Here is a 14,979-nt window from a genome sequence, read left to right on the forward strand (position 1 = left end):
CTTCAGATCAGGCCGGAGCGCTTGTGGCGCACCCTCGGCAGGGCCGGCAGTGGATTACAGCTGCCGGCTATCAAAGCTACCAGCCGGCTTAGCGCTTGCTCGCGTCGTAAGCCAGGTCGGTGTTGGGCGCTTCGCTCTTGTCGCGATTGACCTCTTCACACTTCTCACGGCTACCGCCACAGATCGAGCACTCCTTCTCGATACCCAGGTTGGCGATGCCACCACAGGAACCGGCAATGGGTTTGCGCCCCATGATCACACCGATAGCCATCATGCCGACGACCAGAACCATAACCAGAAATACAACCAGAAACGTCATTGCTCATCTCCTGCAGCGAATAGCTGCTCGAATGCGGTCGTGCCCTGTGTGACGAAACCCTCGCCCACACGCGTCACGAAAAACGCCGCGATAGCGTTGCGCTCGGCGAAGGCCATACCGGCATCCGGACCAAGCACCATCAATAGGGTAGACAAGCCATCGGCGCGCAAGGTCGATGGATCCGCCACTGTCACGGCTGCCAACTTGTGGTTGACCGGCTTACCCGTCAGCGGATCGAGCGTGTGCGAGTAGCGTTGGCCGTTCTCTTCGAAGTAGTTGCGATAGTCACCCGAGGTGGAAATACCGTAACCATCGAGCTGCAGGATGCGCTGAGCCATACGCTGATCATCACGCGGCGCTTCCAGGCCGATACGCCAGTGGCTGCCGTCAGGCTTGAAGCCAGCCGCCTTGAGCTCACCGGTGGCCTCGACCAGATAACTGGTGACCCCCAACTCGCCCAGGCGCGCCACGATCAGATCGACGGCATAACCGGCCGCGATGCTGTTGAAGTCGACCTGAACATCGGCATCCTTGCACAACTGCTCGCCTTCGATCCTCAGGTGCTGCTGACCGACCCGCTGGCGCGCCTCGGCCAGGCGCTCGGCATCCGGCACCGCCTCGCCCTGCCCTTTGGGGCCGAAGCCCCAGAGGTCGAGCAAGGGCTCCAGCGTCAGGTCGAAGTAGCCCTGGCTCTCCTGGTGCAGGCGATCGCCGGCACGCACCAGCTCCAGCACGCCCCTGGGCATGGCCTGGCAGGTACCGGCTGGCGCACGGTTGAACTGCTCGATCAGCGAATCATCGCGATAGGTGGACATCTGCAGATCGATTTCGGCGAGGATCGCCTCAGTCGCGGCCTTGAGTTCGGCTTGCGGCGCGACGCCTTCGCTGCGGACGTATTTGATCGAATAGGTGCTGCCCATGGTCGGGCCACCGAACTCTTCGATCCGTTCAGAATGCAAGCAGCCCGTTAGGGCTGCCGCCAGGGCGACAGCGATAACGGGCTGGAGTACAGCAGACCTCATGCGTCAGCCGCCGAAGTCGTCGAGGAGGATGTTCTCCGGCTCGACGCCCAGGTCGGTCAGCATCTTGATCACTGCGGCGTTCATCATGGGTGGGCCGCACATGTAGAACTCGCAGTCTTCCGGAGCCGGGTGGTCCTTCAGATAGTTCTCGTACAGCACGTTGTGGATGAAGCCGGTGAGGCCGGTCCAGTTGTCTTCCGGCTGCGGATCGGACAGCGCCAGGTGCCATTCGAAGTTCGGATTTTCCGCGGCCAGCTGATCGTACTCTTCGTTGTAGAACGACTCGCGCAAGGAACGCGCGCCGTACCAGAAGCTGATCTTGCGCTTGGACTTCAGGCGCTTGAGCTGGTCGAAGATGTGCGAACGCATCGGCGCCATGCCGGCACCACCACCGATGAAGACCATCTCGGCGTCGGTGTCCTTGGCGAAGAACTCACCGAAGGGCCCGTACACGGTGATCTTGTCGCCCGGTTTGAGGCTGAACACGTAGGACGACATCTTGCCCGGCGGCACATCGTCCTTGCCGGGGGGCGGCGAGGCGATACGGATGTTGAACTTCACCAGACCGCGCTCTTCCGGATAGTTGGCCATGGAATAGGCACGGATCACGGTCTCGTCGACCTTGGACACGTACTTCCACAGGTTGAACTTGTCCCAGTCGCCGCGATACTCCTCCTGGATGTCGAAGTCCTTGTAGTACACGGTGTGCGGCGGGCATTCCAGCTGCACGTAACCACCGGCGCGGAAGTCGACGTTCTCGCCTTCCGGCAGCTTCAGCGTCAGCTCCTTGATGAAGGTAGCGACGTTGGGGTTGGACTCCACCGTGCACTCCCACTTCTTGACGCCAAACACTTCTTCCGGGACTTTGATCTTCATGTCCTGCTTGACTGGCGTCTGACAGGACAGGCGCCAGCCCTCACGGGCCTCACGCTTGGTGAAGTGCGACTCCTCGGTGGACAGCATCTCGCCGCCGCCGCTTTCGACTATGCACTTACACTGGGCGCAGGTACCACCGCCGCCGCAAGCCGAGGACAGGAAGATGTTGTTGTCGGCCAGGGTTTGCAGCAGCTTGCCGCCGGCCGGGACCACGATGGTTTTTTCGCCGTTGATCTCGATGCTCACGTCACCGCTGGAGACCAGCTTGGCGCGCGCCGCGAGGATGATCAGCACCAGCGCAAGCACGATGGCGGTGAACATGCCGATGGCGAGGAAGATTTCGTAATTCATCTGTTCATCCTTTCCTTACAGCTGCACGCCGGAGAAGGACATGAAGCCCAGCGACATCAGACCGATGGTGATGAAGGTGATGCCCAGACCCTGCAGGCCAGCCGGTACATCGCTGTACTTGAGCTTCTCGCGAATACCCGCCAGCGCGGCAATCGCCAGCGCCCAGGACACGCCTGCGCCGACGCCGTAGACGGTGCTTTCGGCCAGGTTGTAGTCGCGCTCGACCATGAACAGCGAGCCACCCATGATGGCGCAGTTCACGGTGATCAGCGGCAGGAACACACCGAGGGCGTTGTACAGCGACGGCACGTACTTATCGAGGGTCATCTCGAGTATCTGTACCAGCGCTGCGATCACCCCGATGAAGGTCAGCAGGCCGAGGAACGACAGGTCCACTTCAGGCAAGCCGGCCCAGGCCAGCGCGCCATCCTTGAGGATGTTGGTGTAGATCAGGTTGTTCACCGGCATGGTGATACCCAGCACCACGACCACGGCGATACCGAGACCGATGGCGGTTTCCACCTTCTTGGAGATGGCGATGAAGGTACACATGCCGAGGAAGAACGCCAGCGCCATGTTCTCGACGAACACCGCACGGACGAACAGGCTGATGTAATGTTCCATTAATAGGCCTCCTTGCTGGATACCTGAGGCGCCATCTTGTAGGCATTGGCCTCGATCTGATCCTTCTTCCAGCTACGGATGCCCCAGATGAACAGACCGATCAGGAAGAATGCCGATGGCGGCAGCAGCAGCATGCCGTTGGGCTGGTACCAGCCACCGTCGTTGACCACCGAGAAAATCTCGTAACCCATCAGCTTGCCCGCGCCAAACAGTTCGCGGATCACGCCCAGGGCGATCAGCATGGCGCTGTAACCCAGACCGTTACCGATACCGTCGAAGAACGACAACACCGGCGGGTTCTGCATGGCGAACGCTTCGGCACGGCCCATCACGATACAGTTGGTGATGATCAGACCGACGAACACCGACAGCTGCTTGGACAGACTGAAGGCATAGGCCTTGAGCACCTGATCGACCACGATTACCAGCGAGGCGATGATCACCATCTGCACGATCATGCGGATCGAGCTGGGGATCTGGCTGCGGATCAGCGAGATGAACAGGTTGGAGAACCCAGTCACCAGTGTCAGCGCGGCGGACATTACCAGCGCAGTCTGCAAGTTCGAGGTGACCGCCAGCGCCGAGCAGATGCCAAGGATCTGCAGGCCGATGGGGTTGTTGTTGAAGATCGGGTTGAGCAGGACTTCTTTAATGGTTGGCTGCGACATGATCAGGCCTCCCCTGCACGCAGGTTAGCGATAAACGGACCGAAGCCGTTCTGGCCCAGCCAGAACTTCAGCAGGTTATCCACGCCGTTGCCAGTCAAGGTAGCGCCGGCAAGACCGTCGACCTGATGCACGGCTTTCGGGCTCTGGGGGTCGACACTACCCTTGACGACTTGTACAGCCAACTCGCCGTTTTCGTCGAACAGGGTCTTGCCTGGCCACTGGCCGGTCCACTTCGGATTATCTACCTCGCCCCCCAGGCCCGGCGTTTCGCCATGCTGGTAGAAGCCCATACCGACAACGGTATTGAGATCACCCTTGACCGCGATAAATCCATGCAGGGTCGACCACAGGCCGTAGCCGCGAACCGGCAGGATCAGGGTTTCGATTTCACCGTCCTTTTCCACCATATAAACAGTGGTGTAACGTTCCTGGCGCTTGATACCGGCGATATCCTCACTGCCCTTGAGCGCGCGGGAGGTCTTCGGATCCTTGGCTGCCTTGAGTGGGTCGAAGGTCATGGGGTCGAAGGCATCGGAGAACTTGCCACTCTCCAGATCCACCAGCTTGGCGGTGATGGTGCTGTCGAACAGCTCCTTGACCTTGGCACCGGACATGCCCGCCTCACCCAGGCCGGCAATGGCCAGGATGCTGCGCTGCTTGTCCAGCAGGCGGTTTTCCACCTGGGTTGGCTTCAGTGCGATGGCGGCACCGGCGACGAACACCGAGCACACCAGACACACCAGCAGGGCCACCGTCAGCGTACGAACGGTGGATTCTTTTTGACTAGACATTACGTGCCAGCCTCCGCTTGATATTGGCCTGAACGACGAAGTGGTCGATCAGCGGTGCAAACAGGTTGGCGAACAGAATCGCCAGCATCATGCCCTCGGGGAAGGCCGGGTTGATCACACGGATCAACACCACCATCACACCGATCAGGGCACCGAAGATCCACTTGCCGGTGTTGGTCATGGAGGCCGACACCGGGTCGGTGGCCATGAAGAACATGCCGAAGGCGAAACCACCGACGACCAGATGCCAGTACCAGGGCATGGCGAACATGGGGTTGGTAGTGGAGCCGATCAGGTTGAACAGCAGGCTCAAGCCGATCATACCCAGCATCACACCGGCCACGATGCGCCACGAGGCGATCTTGGTGATCAGCAGTACCAGGCCGCCGATGGCGATGGCCAGAGTACTGGTCTCACCCATCGAGCCATGAATGGTGCCGAAGAAAGCGTCCATCCAGGTGATGCCGTTGTTGATCACGTTCTCGATGCCGCCGGAAGCCGCCAGGCTCAGCGAAGTGGCACCGGCAAAGCCGTCCACTGCAGTCCATACCGCATCACCGGACATCTGCGCCGGGTAGGCGAAGAACAGGAAGGCACGGCCGGTCAGCGCCGGGTTGAGGAAGTTCTTACCGGTACCGCCGAACACTTCCTTGCCGATCACCACACCGAAGCTGATACCCAGCGCGACCTGCCACAGCGGAATGCTCGCCGGCAGGATCAGGGCGAACAGCACGGAGGTGACGAAGAAACCTTCGTTGACTTCATGCTTGCGGATCGAAGCGAACAGCACTTCCCAGAAGCCACCGACGATGAAGGTCACCGCGTAGACCGGCAGAAAGTAGGCCGCGCCCTGGATGAAGTTGTCCCACAGGCTGTTCGGATCGAAACCGGCCAGCGAGCCGATCAGGGCGAAACGCCAGCCTTCCTGGCTCGCCAGCAGCTCGGGGCTCTGAGCGAAGATCAGGTTGGCCTGGTAGCCGGTGTTCCACATGCCGAAGAACATCGCCGGGAAGGTGCACAGCCACACGGTGATCATCATGCGCTTGAGGTCGATGCCGTCGCGCACGTGAGCGGTGGTCTTGGTCACGCTGCCAGGACGATAGAAGAAGGTGTCGATGGCCTCGTAGAGGGCATACCACTTCTCGTACTTGCCGCCCTTTTCGAAGTTGTGCTCGATCTTGTCGAGGAATGCACGAATGCCCACGGATTAACCCTCCTTCTCGATGCGGGTGAGGTTGTCCCGCAGGATCGGGCCATATTCATACTTGCCGGCGCACACATAGGTGCAAAGCGCCAAGTCTTCTTCGTCGAGTTCCAGGCAACCCAGTTTCTGGGCCATCTCGGTGTCACCGACGATCAGGTAGCGCAAGAGTTGAGTCGGCAGGATATCCAGCGGCATCACGGCTTCGTAGTTACCCACCGGCACCATGGCGCGCGGGCTGCCATTGGTGGTGGTGGTGAAATTGAACAGCTTGGCGCTGGCCAGCTTGGAGACGAAGATATTCATGACCGAGTGCTTGTTCACGCCAGCACGCAGGTAATGCATCATCTCGCGCTCGTTGCCCTCGCTCAGGCAGGACACCTGATTGTGGTAACGACCGAGGAAGGCGAAAGCGCCCTTCGCGGTACGACCGCCGAACACCGAGCCGGAAATCACACGATTGAAACCTGGCTTGAGCTCACCGGCGGTGAGTTCTTCCAGGTTGGCGCCCAGGCGCGTGCGCAGCAGACGCGGCTGCTCGACGACCGGACCGCCCAGCGCAACCACACGCTCGACGAACAGCTGACCGGTGGTGAACAGTTTGCCCACCGCGATCACGTCCTGATAACCGATTTGCCAGACACTCTTGCTGGTGCTGACCGGATCGAGGAAGTGGATGTGCGTGCCCGGCAGGCCTGCCGGGTGCGGGCCGGCGAAGGCTTCGCTCTGTACCTTGGCCAGTTTCTCGCCTGGCAGGCTGACGCCATCGGCCTTGCACAGAAACACCTTGGCCAGGTTGCCGAGCACCTTCAGACCATTTTCGAAATCAGTGGCATGTTCGCCGATGATCACCGCAGGATCGGCGGCAAGCGGATGCGTGTCGATGGCCGTGACGAAGATCGACCGGGGTACGGCATCGAGCGCCGGCACCTTGCTGAACGGACGCGTACGCAAGGCAGTCCACAGACCGGACTGCTGCAGGTTCTCGCGAACCTGCTCGCTGCTCAGCGCTTCGAGCTGATCGACAGCGTAGTGGGCAAAGGTCTCCTGCTCGTCGCCATCGATATCGATGACTACGGATTGCAGAACACGCTTCTCGCCGCGGTGAATGGCGCTGATCACGCCAGCCGCAGGGGCGGTGTAACGCACGCCGGGGGTCTTCTTGTCGGTAAACAGCAATTGACCGAGTTTGACCCGGTCACCGACCTGCACTTCCATCGTCGGCTTCATCCCGTGATAGTCGAAGCCGATGACGGCGACACTGCGCACGGGCCTTGCGGCCTCGATACGCTGTGCCGGCGCACCCGTTATGGGCAAATCGAGCCCATGCTTTAGTTTGATCATAGGTTTGCCTAACCACTGATTTAGAAAGCTTTTTATAGGACAGGCGGCGCAACCGAAGGTCTAATAGACCCGACCACGCCAATGCCATATGGGCGTGGAGGACGGCGCCAAACCTGGGTAAAAAATCCGCTTGATTATAAAGATGCCCCCCTGCACTGACCACCCAAGCGCTTGCTTTTTTTGGCTTTTCGGTAACAGAGCGCAACACTCTCGATGCTGCCCGAGATCAACTCGACAACCTCGCCAGGCCAGATTCCGGGCATAAAAAACGGGAGACGAAGCTCCCGTTTTTGCGACCTTGACGCTTAGCGCGGGAAGGCCGGCGGGTTGACCCCGGCCATGTCCTCCATCACGCGCACCACCTGGCAGCTGTAACCGAACTCGTTGTCGTACCAGACGTACAGCACAACGCGGTTATCGTTGGCGATGGTGGCTTCGGCATCGACCACGCCGGCATGGCGCGAACCGACGAAGTCGGTCGATACCACTTCCTGAGAGCTGACGAAGTCGATCTGCTTCTGCAGATCCGAGTGCATGGCCATCTGGCGCAGGTACTCGTTGATCTCTTCGCGGGTGGTGGCCTTCTCCAGGTTCAGATTGAGGATGGCCATGGACACGTTCGGCGTCGGCACACGAATGGCGTTGCCGGTCAGCTTACCCTTCAGAACCGGCAGTGCCTTGGCCGCAGCGGTAGCCGCGCCGGTTTCGGTGATGACCATGTTCAGCGCAGCACTACGACCACGACGACTGCCTTTGTGGAAGTTGTCGATCAGGTTCTGGTCGTTGGTGTAGGAGTGAACGGTCTCGACATGACCGTTGACGATGCCGTACTGATCATTGACCGCCTTGAGCACCGGCACGATGGCGTTGGTAGTGCAGGAAGCCGCAGAGATGATCTTGTCCTCAGCGGTGATTTCGCTGTGGTTGATGCCGTGCACGATGTTCTTCAGCGCGCCCTTGCCAGGTGCGGTGAGCACGACGCGATCGACGCCCGGGCAGGCCAGGTGCTGACCCAGCCCCTCGGCGTCACGCCATACGCCGGTGTTGTCCACCAGCAGTGCGTTCTTGATGCCGTACTGGGTGTAGTCGACTTCCTTCGGGTCCTTGGCGTAGATCACCTGGATCAGGTTGCCATTGGCCGTCAGGGTGTTGTTCTCTTCATCGATGGTGATGGTGCCGTTGAACTTGCCATGCACCGAGTCACGGCGCAGCAGGCTGGCACGCTTGACCAGATCGTTGCTGGCGCCCTTGCGCACGACGATGGCACGCAGACGCAGGCCGTCACCGCCACCGGTCTTCTCGATGAGGATGCGCGCCAGCAGGCGGCCGATACGACCGAAACCGTACAGCACCACATCGGTGCCTTCACGGGCCGAACCATTCTGCTTGCCAACCACATCGGCCAGTTCGTCCTTGACGAACTGCTCGACGCCGCGACCTGCGCCTTCAGCCTTGAACTTGGCAACCAGCTTGCCCAGATCCACGGAGGCGGCGCCCAGCTTGAGCTCGCTCATGGCCTTGAGCATGGGGAAGGTGTCGTGCACCGACAGCTCGGCTTCGTCAGCCAGGCGGTGACGGGCAAAACGGTGCGCCTTGAGGATGTCGATGACCGAACGGTTGATCAGGCCACGGCCGTAGATCGAGGTCACCACATTGTTGTTGCGATAGAGCTGACCAATCAGCGGAATCATTGCTTCCGCAAGGGCTTCACGATCGATCCATTCACCGAGACACTGGTCGGGCTTCTGAGTCACGGGCAGTACCTTCCACATGTAGGGGCTGAAAAAAGGGGCTACATTATGACGGTGCGCGCGAGCATGAGCAATGCGCGCCTGTCGCGACTGACATTGACCAGCAAGCCCCGCTACAATTCACGGCCTCCCTTCACGACCGTGAGCCGCCCGTGTCCGTACTGCGTCTTCCGTCTCTGCCGGCCAACGCCGGCAAACAGCAATGGGGCAACTTGCCCGGTGCTGCCCTGTCCCTGGCCATCGCCGAAGCAGCCAGCAATGCCGGGCGATTCACCCTAGTTCTGACCGAGGGCAGCCAGAGCGCGGAACGCCTGCAGGAAGAGCTGGCCTTCTTTGCCCCGAACCTGCCCGTATTGCATTTTCCCGACTGGGAAACCCTGCCCTACGACGTGTTCTCGCCACACCAGGACATCATTTCCCAACGCATCGCGGCCCTTTACCAGCTGCCGCAACTGAGCCGTGGCATTCTCGTAGTGCCCATCGCCACGGCCCTACACCGCCTGGCGCCGAAACGCTTTCTGCTCGGCAGCAGCCTGGTGCTGGATGTCGGCCAGACGCTTGATGTGGAACAGATGCGCACGCGCCTGGAAGCTGCCGGCTATCGCTGCGTGGATACGGTGTACGAGCACGGAGAGTTCGCCGTACGCGGCGCATTGATCGATCTGTTCCCGATGGGCAGCGACAAGCCCTACCGCATCGACCTGTTCGATGACGAGATCGAAACCCTGCGCACCTTCGACCCGGAAACCCAGCGCTCGGTGGACAAGGTAGAGTCGATCCGTCTGTTGCCGGCGCGTGAATTTCCGCTGGAAAAGAAGGCTGTCGCCGATTTCCGCGGGCGCTTTCGCGAGCGCTTCGACGTGGATTTCCGCCGCTGCCCGATCTATCAGGACCTGTCCTCGGGCATCACTCCGGCCGGCATCGAGTACTACCTGCCGCTGTTCTTCGAAGAGACAGACACTCTGTTCGACTACCTGCCAGGCGACACCCAGGTGTTCTCCCTGCCCGGCATCGAAAAGGCTGCCGAGCAATTTTGGACAGATGCGCGTAGCCGCTATGAGGATCGCCGAGTCGATCCAGAGCGACCATTGCTACCGCCTGCCGACATCTTCCTGCCGGTGGAGGACTGTTTCGCCCGCCTGAAGAGCTGGCCGCGGGTGGTGGTCAATCAGGACGATATCGAGCCCGGCATCGGCCAGACCCGCTTCGACGCGCGCGCCCTGCCCGACCTGGCAATTCAGGCCAAGGCCGGCGAGCCGCTGGCGGCGTTGCGCCGCTTTATCGAAGAATATCCAGGCCGCGTGCTGTTCTGCGCCGAATCAGCCGGTCGCCGCGAAGTACTGCTGGAACTGCTCGCCCGCCTCAAGCTCAAGCCCCGGGAAGTCGAGGGCTGGCCGGCCTTCGTCGCCAGCCCTGAACGCCTCAACATCTGCATTGCACCACTGGATGAAGGCCTGCTGCTCGACGACCTGGCACTGATCGCCGAAAGCCCGCTGTTCGGCCAGCGCGTGATGCAGCGTCGCCGCCGCGAAAAAGGCCGAGAAGGCGGCGATAACGTGATCAAGAACCTCACCGAGCTGCGCGAAGGCGCGCCGGTGGTGCATATTGATCACGGCGTCGGCCGCTACCTGGGCCTGGTGACCATGGAGTTCGACGGCCAGGCCGCCGAATTCCTCGCCCTGCAATATGCCGACGAAGCCAAGCTTTATGTCCCCGTGGCCAGCCTGCACCTGATCGCCCGCTACACCGGCAGTGACGATGCCCTGGCACCGCTGCATCGCCTTGGTTCGGAGGTCTGGCAGAAGGCCAAGCGCAAGGCTGCCGAACAGGTGCGCGATGTTGCCGCCGAGCTGCTCGACATCTACGCCCGCCGCGCTGCTCGCGAAGGTTTCGCCTTCCAGGACCCGGCACTGGATTACGCCACCTTCAGCGCCGGTTTCCCCTTCGAGGAAACCCCGGACCAGCAGGCCGCCATCGATGCCGTGCGCGCCGACATGCTGGCTGGCAAGCCGATGGATCGCCTGGTCTGCGGCGACGTCGGCTTCGGCAAGACCGAGGTGGCCATGCGCGCCGCCTTCATCGCCGTGCACAGCGGCAAGCAGGTCGCCGTGCTGGTGCCCACCACCCTGCTCGCCCAGCAGCACTACAACAGCTTCCGCGACCGCTTCGCCGACTGGCCGGTAAAGGTCGAGGTGATGAGCCGCTTCAAGAGCGCCAAGGAAGTCGGCGAGGCCGTGCAGCAACTGGCCGAAGGCAAGGTGGATATCGTCATCGGCACGCACAAGCTGCTGCAGGACGACGTCAAGTTCCACAACCTCGGCCTGGCCATCATCGACGAGGAACACCGCTTCGGCGTGCGCCAGAAGGAACAGCTCAAGGCCCTGCGCAGCGAGGTCGACATCCTCACCCTGACTGCCACGCCGATCCCGCGCACGCTGAACATGGCCGTGGCCGGCATGCGCGACCTGTCGATCATCGCCACGCCACCAGCGCGGCGTCTGTCGGTGCGCACCTTCGTCATGGAAAGCAACAAGCCGACCATCAAGGAAGCGCTGCTGCGCGAGCTGCTGCGCGGTGGCCAGGTCTACTACCTGCACAACGATGTAAAGACCATCGAGAAATGCGCCAGTGAGCTGGCGGAGCTGGTGCCCGAGGCGCGTATCGGCATCGGCCACGGGCAGATGCGCGAACGCGATCTCGAGCAGGTGATGAGCGACTTCTACCACAAGCGCTTCAACGTGCTGGTGGCCTCGACCATCATCGAGACCGGTATCGACGTGCCCAGCGCCAACACCATCATCATCGACCGCGCCGACAAGTTCGGCCTGGCCCAGCTGCACCAGTTGCGCGGCCGTGTCGGTCGTAGCCACCACCAGGCCTACGCCTACCTGCTCACGCCACCGCGCAAGCAGATGACCCCGGATGCGGAAAAACGCCTGGAGGCCATCGCGGGCGCTCAGGATCTCGGCGCCGGCTTCGTCCTCGCTACCCATGACCTGGAAATCCGCGGCGCTGGCGAACTGCTTGGCGACGGCCAAAGCGGGCAGATTCAGGCGGTCGGCTTCACCCTCTACATGGAAATGCTCGAACGCGCGGTCAAGGCTATCCAGAAAGGCGAGCAGCCGAACCTCGACCAGCCATTGGGCGGCGGCCCGGAGATCAACCTGCGTGTACCGGCGCTGATCCCCGAGGACTACCTGCCCGACGTTCACAGCCGCCTGATCCTCTACAAACGCATCGCCAACGCCAGCGACGAGGACGGCCTGAAGGAGCTTCAGGTAGAAATGATCGACCGTTTCGGCCTGCTGCCGGAGCCGACCAAGAACCTTATGCGCCTGACCCTGCTCAAGCTGCAGGCCGACAAGCTCGGCATCAGCAAGGTCGACGCCGGCCCGCAGGGTGGACGAATCGAGTTCGCTGCGCAAACCTGCGTCGACCCGCTGACCCTGATCAAACTGATCCAGGCCCAGCCAAAACGCTACAAGTTCGAAGGCGCCACCGTCTTCAAGATCCAGGTGCCGATGGAGCGTGCGGAAGAACGCTTCAACACCCTGGAAGCCCTGTTCGAGCGCCTCGCGCCCACCACCTGAAGGACTCCCCCATGACGCGCCCATTGCACCTGATCGCCCTACTGCTTTGCCTGCTCGCCCCGAGCGCCTTCGCCGAACGTCTTTACCAGGTCGAATTGCTGGTATTCCGCCAGGCCGGCGAACCCGTCTTCGCCCCCAAGGTGGCACCGGACGACTGGGCGGGCACGGCATTGCCGATCACCGGCAACGAACGCCCGACAACGCTCGATGGCGAGGCGGCCAAGCTCAATCCGGGCAGCGGTTATCAGGTATTGCTGCACAAGGCCTGGAGCCAGACCATCGGCAGCTCGCCGAGCCGAGTGGCCGTCAGCAGCGGTGAAGAGCGCTTCGGCCATCATGTGATCGAAGGCACCCTGAGCTTTACTCAGGAGCGCTTTGCCGACCTGGACCTGGAGCTGTGGATCAACCAATTCAGCGGCGACGGCCTGCTCGAGAGCAGCGAGCACATGAAAGTGGCTCAGCGCCTGAAGGACAACAGCCTGACCTACCTGGACCATGGCAGCCTGGGCGCACTGGTACGCATCAGCCCGCTCTGAGCGGAAACCTGATGCCGCCAGCCTTGCGTAGAAGCCTCGCCCCAGGGCGAAGTTTTTCAAGTGCGCGCCGCCCTGATTCGCGGCGGGGCGCTGCTCCTACAGATTCGGCGCGTCGACGCCTGACTGACGGGCATTGAGCGCTGTCTTTGTAGAGCAGCTAGTTACTCAGCACGCGTGCCAACACCGCCTTGACCGTCCCCATGCTCTGCTCGATCACTCGCTCGATCTCGGCCATGGTGATCAAGGCACTGGACTTGCCCGCCGCCGGATTCACCACCAGCGCCAGGCAGGCATAGGGCAGCGCCAATTCGCGCGCCAATACCGCTTCGGGCATGCCGGTCATGCCTACCAGGTCGCAGCCATCGCGCTCCATGCGGGCGATTTCCGCCGCCGTTTCCAGTCGCGGCCCCTGAGTGCAGCCATAGATTCCGTGATCGCTGAATGCCGCATTTTCGGCCCGCAGCGCCGCCACCAACGCCTCGCGCAGTTGCTTGTCGTACGGCTGGCTGAAATCGACGTGGGTCACGTGCTCCAGATCGCCTTCGTAAAAGGTGTGCGCACGCCCGGAGGTGTAATCGATGATCTGATGTGGCACGCAGAAATGCCCATCGCCCATGGCAGCATGAATCCCCCCCACCGCATTGACCGCGACAATGGCCTTGGCGCCGGCCTGCTTGAGCGCCCAGAGGTTGGCCCGGTAGTTCACCTGATGCGGTGGAATCCGGTGCGGCTGGCCATGGCGGGCGAGAAACAGCACTTCGCGCCCGGCGTAACTGCCCCGCAGGATATCGGCGGAGGGCGCCCCGTAGGGGGTATCCAGCGGCAGCGCTTTGTGAATCGTCAACCCTTCCAGCTGAGTCAGGCCGGTGCCGCCGATAATGGCGTAGACAGTCATAGGCAGGTCCTCAGTCGAGCAACTGGGCAGCTCTCAGGGCCGCCACAGCAGTAAGCCAGCGTGGCGCCTGGCGGTATTCGGTAGTGGCGTGACCACGGCCACGCATGCGCTCGAGGCGCGCAGGCGGTGTCACTCGCAGACGCTGCAAGGCGCTGAGCGCCAGCTCGGCCGAAGCGCGGTCATTGCACACCAGCCCCATATCGCACCCCGCAGCCAGTGCGACCTCGATACGCTTGCCGGCATCGCCGACCACATGGGCGCCGGCCATGGACAGATCGTCGCTGAAAATCACACCCTCGAAGCCCAGCTCACCGCGCAAGATGTCCTGCAGCCAGCGACGGGAGAAGCCAGCCGGTTGCTCGTCAACCTGAGAATAGATGACATGCGCCGGCATCACTGCATCGAGCTCGTGCACCAGACGCTTGAACGGCTGCATGTCGCAAGCGCGGATATCATCGAGACTGCGCTCGTCGAGCGGGATGGCGACATGAGAGTCCGCCTCGGCCCAGCCGTGCCCGGGGAAGTGTTTGCCGGTAGCGGCCATCCCCGCCTGATGCATGCCGCGGATGAAAGAGGCCGCCAGCGTGGTGGCCCGCTGCGGATCACCCTCGAAAGCGCGACTGCCAACCACCGCACTGCGCTGGTGGTCGAGATCCAGTACCGGCGCGAAGCTCAGATCCAGGCCAACCGCCAACACCTCGGTCGCCATCAGCCAGCCGCAATGCTCGGCGAGCACCTCGGCATTGTCGTTGTCGGCGATGGCGCGCATCGCCGGCAGACGCAGAAAGCCCTGGCGCAGACGCTGTACCCGGCCACCTTCCTGATCCACCGCCAGCAGCAGATCCGGGCGCAGGGCACGGATACTCTGGCATAGCTCGCGAACCTGGCGCGGCGATTCGATATTGCGGGCAAAAATGATCAGACCGCCCACTTCGGGCTGGCGCAGCATCTGGCGATCCTCGGCGGTCAACCAGGTGCCAGCGATGTCCATCATCAAAGAGCCTTGCATGA

General features: G+C 61.9%; 13 protein-coding genes. 2 read left to right on the top strand and 11 right to left on the bottom strand.

What is annotated here, in order from left to right; translation table 11 throughout:
- Positions 1 to 88: 88 nt before the first annotated feature.
- From nqrM to N5J71_RS12880, 9 genes are all read right to left on the bottom strand, one after another.
- On the bottom strand, positions 89 to 319 hold the full coding sequence (gene nqrM / locus N5J71_RS12840) for a (Na+)-NQR maturation NqrM (protein WP_012018140.1): 231 nt from the start codon (positions 317 to 319) through the stop codon (positions 89 to 91).
- Positions 316 to 1,239 (bottom strand): FAD:protein FMN transferase, encoded by a 924-nt coding sequence (locus N5J71_RS12845; protein ID WP_108233023.1) that lies wholly within the window; start codon positions 1,237 to 1,239, stop codon positions 316 to 318. Before N5J71_RS12845 ends, nqrM begins: the two co-directional genes overlap by 4 nt.
- A 105-nt stretch (positions 1,240 to 1,344) precedes the next feature.
- Positions 1,345 to 2,568, bottom strand: a complete 1,224-nt coding sequence (nqrF, locus tag N5J71_RS12850) for an NADH:ubiquinone reductase (Na(+)-transporting) subunit F (protein WP_279916976.1) — start codon at positions 2,566 to 2,568, stop codon at positions 1,345 to 1,347.
- 15 nt (positions 2,569 to 2,583) lie between these two features.
- The gene (gene nqrE / locus N5J71_RS12855) at positions 2,584 to 3,192 is read right to left on the bottom strand and encodes an NADH:ubiquinone reductase (Na(+)-transporting) subunit E (RefSeq protein ID WP_003462036.1); all 609 of its coding nucleotides are present in this window, start codon (positions 3,190 to 3,192) and stop codon (positions 2,584 to 2,586) included.
- Positions 3,192 to 3,866 (bottom strand): NADH:ubiquinone reductase (Na(+)-transporting) subunit D, encoded by a 675-nt coding sequence (locus N5J71_RS12860; protein ID WP_172480667.1) that lies wholly within the window; start codon positions 3,864 to 3,866, stop codon positions 3,192 to 3,194. The genes nqrE and N5J71_RS12860 overlap by 1 nt, the downstream gene beginning before the upstream one ends.
- Positions 3,863 to 4,651, bottom strand: a complete 789-nt coding sequence (locus tag N5J71_RS12865; RefSeq protein ID WP_003462038.1) for a Na(+)-translocating NADH-quinone reductase subunit C — start codon at positions 4,649 to 4,651, stop codon at positions 3,863 to 3,865. Before N5J71_RS12865 ends, N5J71_RS12860 begins: the two co-directional genes overlap by 4 nt.
- Positions 4,644 to 5,855 (bottom strand): NADH:ubiquinone reductase (Na(+)-transporting) subunit B, encoded by a 1,212-nt coding sequence (locus tag N5J71_RS12870; protein ID WP_279916977.1) that lies wholly within the window; start codon positions 5,853 to 5,855, stop codon positions 4,644 to 4,646. Before N5J71_RS12870 ends, N5J71_RS12865 begins: the two co-directional genes overlap by 8 nt.
- Positions 5,856 to 5,858: 3 nt before the next feature.
- On the bottom strand, positions 5,859 to 7,196 hold the full coding sequence (locus N5J71_RS12875) for a Na(+)-translocating NADH-quinone reductase subunit A (protein ID WP_104729613.1): 1,338 nt from the start codon (positions 7,194 to 7,196) through the stop codon (positions 5,859 to 5,861).
- A gap of 305 nt (positions 7,197 to 7,501) precedes the next feature.
- Entirely contained in the window at positions 7,502 to 8,968 is a 1,467-nt protein-coding gene (locus N5J71_RS12880; protein ID WP_003462043.1) for a glyceraldehyde-3-phosphate dehydrogenase, read from the bottom strand.
- 131 nt (positions 8,969 to 9,099) lie between these two features.
- Between N5J71_RS12880 and mfd the strand changes: the two genes are divergently transcribed.
- Both mfd and N5J71_RS12890 read left to right on the top strand, forming a co-directional pair.
- Positions 9,100 to 12,537 (top strand): transcription-repair coupling factor, encoded by a 3,438-nt coding sequence (mfd, locus tag N5J71_RS12885; RefSeq protein ID WP_279916978.1) that lies wholly within the window; start codon positions 9,100 to 9,102, stop codon positions 12,535 to 12,537.
- 11 nt (positions 12,538 to 12,548) lie between these two features.
- A complete protein-coding gene (locus N5J71_RS12890; protein WP_108232961.1) occupies positions 12,549 to 13,073 on the top strand; it encodes a peptidoglycan binding protein CsiV in 525 nt (174 codons plus the stop codon).
- 157 nt (positions 13,074 to 13,230) lie between these two features.
- On the opposite strand, the gene N5J71_RS12895 is transcribed toward N5J71_RS12890, so the two are convergent.
- Together N5J71_RS12895 and nagZ are read right to left on the bottom strand one after the other, a co-directional pair.
- A complete protein-coding gene (locus tag N5J71_RS12895; RefSeq protein WP_206407923.1) occupies positions 13,231 to 13,968 on the bottom strand; it encodes an S-methyl-5'-thioinosine phosphorylase in 738 nt (245 codons plus the stop codon).
- Between the two features lie 10 nt (positions 13,969 to 13,978).
- On the bottom strand, positions 13,979 to 14,977 hold the full coding sequence (gene nagZ, locus N5J71_RS12900) for a beta-N-acetylhexosaminidase (RefSeq protein WP_206407921.1): 999 nt from the start codon (positions 14,975 to 14,977) through the stop codon (positions 13,979 to 13,981).
- Positions 14,978 to 14,979 lie beyond the last annotated feature (2 nt).

The sequence above is a fragment of the Ectopseudomonas oleovorans genome (genome assembly GCF_029845265.1).
GTDB classification, from domain to species: Bacteria; Pseudomonadota; Gammaproteobacteria; order Pseudomonadales; family Pseudomonadaceae; genus Aquipseudomonas; species Aquipseudomonas oleovorans.

What these genes read in the sequence shown, in the direction of transcription:
- N5J71_RS12865 (WP_003462038.1), bottom strand. Translation starts at nt 4,651, where the DNA reads ATGTCTAGTCAAAAAGAATCCACCGTTCGTACGCTGACGGTGGCCCTG.
- nqrM (WP_012018140.1), bottom strand. Translation starts at nt 319, where the DNA reads ATGACGTTTCTGGTTGTATTTCTGGTTATGGTTCTGGTCGTCGGCATG.
- N5J71_RS12880 (WP_003462043.1), bottom strand. Translation starts at nt 8,968, where the DNA reads ATGTGGAAGGTACTGCCCGTGACTCAGAAGCCCGACCAGTGTCTCGGT.
- nqrF (WP_279916976.1), bottom strand. Translation starts at nt 2,568, where the DNA reads ATGAATTACGAAATCTTCCTCGCCATCGGCATGTTCACCGCCATCGTG.
- N5J71_RS12895 (WP_206407923.1), bottom strand. Translation starts at nt 13,968, where the DNA reads ATGACTGTCTACGCCATTATCGGCGGCACCGGCCTGACTCAGCTGGAA.
- nagZ (WP_206407921.1), bottom strand. Translation starts at nt 14,977, where the DNA reads ATGCAAGGCTCTTTGATGATGGACATCGCTGGCACCTGGTTGACCGCC.
- N5J71_RS12875 (WP_104729613.1), bottom strand. Translation starts at nt 7,196, where the DNA reads ATGATCAAACTAAAGCATGGGCTCGATTTGCCCATAACGGGTGCGCCG.
- N5J71_RS12890 (WP_108232961.1), top strand. Translation starts at nt 12,549, where the DNA reads ATGACGCGCCCATTGCACCTGATCGCCCTACTGCTTTGCCTGCTCGCC.
- N5J71_RS12845 (WP_108233023.1), bottom strand. Translation starts at nt 1,239, where the DNA reads ATGGGCAGCACCTATTCGATCAAATACGTCCGCAGCGAAGGCGTCGCG.
- nqrE (WP_003462036.1), bottom strand. Translation starts at nt 3,192, where the DNA reads ATGGAACATTACATCAGCCTGTTCGTCCGTGCGGTGTTCGTCGAGAAC.